This window comes from Rhodococcus sp. 05-2254-6, assembly GCF_002258565.1.
Lineage (GTDB): Bacteria > Actinomycetota > Actinomycetes > Mycobacteriales > Mycobacteriaceae > Rhodococcoides.
In genome coordinates, this window is record NZ_NOZF01000133.1 from 1 (window position 1) to 1,408 (window position 1,408).

At 64.9% G+C, this 1,408-nt stretch carries 2 protein-coding genes; both read right to left on the reverse strand.

Annotated features, from left to right (window positions below):
- Nucleotides 1–265, reverse strand: a 265-nt coding sequence (locus CH256_RS16635; protein ID WP_143536599.1) for a putative quinol monooxygenase, incomplete at its 3' end; no start/stop codon positions are given.
- A 24-nt stretch (nucleotides 266–289) separates the two neighbouring features.
- A partial coding sequence (locus CH256_RS16640; RefSeq protein ID WP_218829143.1) for a PucR family transcriptional regulator occupies nucleotides 290–1,408 on the reverse strand: 1,119 nt, incomplete at its 5' end.

The following is a 1,408-nucleotide window of genomic DNA, read 5'->3' on the forward strand; positions in this document are numbered from 1 at the left end:
GTGTCGGAGCGGCAGCAAGCATCGGCGGCAGTTCGGTGATCTGGCCGGGACCGGCGCGGAACTCGCGGTACTTCGCATCGGCCTCGGCCGACTCCCACGTCTCGTAGGCCACCACGTGGGCCTCGTTCTCCTCGTCGACCCACACGTCGACGCCGAGGCAACCCTCGAACGCGCGGGTTTCGGCCAGCACCGTGCGCAGCAGTGCTCGCGCGTCGGCAAGAGACTCGGGCTTGAACGTCAGATCCAGTGTTGCAATGAGAGCCATGGCTCCAGGGTAGACCGCGACGGGTCACCGCAGCCGTAGAGCCAAGTAGAACTCGATCCTGTCCTCCAGTCGCGACAGATCGCGGCCGGTCAGTTCCTCGATGCGCTGGATGCGATATCGGACGGAATTGACGTGCATGTGCAATTGTTCGGCACATCGAGTCCAGGCTCCGTTGGTGTCGAGGTACACCGACAGCGTCTCGACGAGATCACTGTTGTGCAGGTCGTCGTAGTCGACCAGGGGAGTCAGCAGTCTCGAGGTGAACATGCGTCGCACGTCGTCGGGAACGTTGGCGAGAAGTATTGTCAGCGTGGCCAATTCGTCGTGACCGACGACACTGCAGTCCGAGCCACGACGCTCGGCGAGTCTGCGGGCGTAGCGCGCTTCCTCGATCGCGCTTCGGATGTCGACGGGCGCGGTCGGAGCGCTGACACCGATCGAGGTGCCGCTACCGACCAGTCCCGGTGCCAACGTGTGGACCGCTCGCCGAACGGAATCGGTTCGGTCGGTTCGCGCCTCCACCAACGCGATGGCCTCACCGTCGACGATTCCGAGGGTGATCTCCAACGGTGCCAGCACTTCTCGTAACAGCGGGCGTAGCTCGCCGAGCCGCAACGTCTCCCCGGACGTGGCCACAGCCACTGCAGCATACCGTGTTTCGATGTCGAGTCCGATGACGTGCATCTGGGCGAGGATGTCAGCGGCCGTCGCACCGCCGACGATCGTGCGCACGAATTCCTGCGCCAGAATTCCCGACCCGGACAGGCGATCGTCGACGCGACTGCGTTCCACCGCCACGATCGACGCCAGCTGTCCGGCCAGGGAAAGTCTCGGCGCATCCCATGTCTGCCAATCGCTTTCGAAGGCCACGAACCAATCCACGACGCGCGGTGCGGACTCACCGTCGACGGCGAACACCGAGACTCGCTGCTCCGGGCAATAGCGCGGCAGCCGTACCGAGCTCATGAAGTCCTGCGCCACCGCTTCGGTGTCCGGCGGATTTTCGGATCCGGCGAGTACCCGTCCCGACGACGTGACGACCCAGCAGTTCATACCCAGATCGGAGCTGACCATCTCCAGCAGCGGACCGAGACCCCCACCGGGCCCCGCGCTAGCCACCAGGCGTCGATGCCGATCGAGCAC